This is a genomic window from Dellaglioa sp. CoH-57-MRSF-19, from assembly GCF_056781975.1.
Genome location: NZ_JBXAXW010000253.1, coordinates 1 through 282, shown reverse-complemented (window position 1 = coordinate 282; position 282 = coordinate 1). Strand labels below are relative to the sequence as shown.

The following is a 282-nucleotide window of genomic DNA, read 5'->3' as shown; positions in this document are numbered from 1 at the left end:
GGAACTTGATGAAAACGGGTTGAAGCCAAGCTTCACGATGTGGGCAGACAGTCTGCGCGACGACACCGATATCGGTGCGCTCAACGCGATCCGTGCACGCGCCAAGTTCACGCGCCGTGAGGTTCGCTACCTAGCCTCGATTCTGCAAGATAAGCCGAAGACTAGCGCTCGTCTTGCTGAGCGCATCGCGCGCTACAGCGCTAAGAAGTAATTAACACGGAGTCCTACTGATGTACATAGACCTTCCGAAAGACCGCATTGGAAACATTCACGACAACCAGA

The 282-nt window shown here is 54.3% G+C and carries 1 protein-coding gene; it reads left to right on the top strand.

The genetic code is table 11. The features are described 5' to 3' along the window. Positions 1 to 211, top strand: a 211-nt coding sequence (locus AC1RO3_RS09140; protein WP_481764105.1) for a hypothetical protein, incomplete at its 5' end; no start/stop codon positions are given. Between the last annotated feature and the right edge of the window lie 71 nt (positions 212 to 282).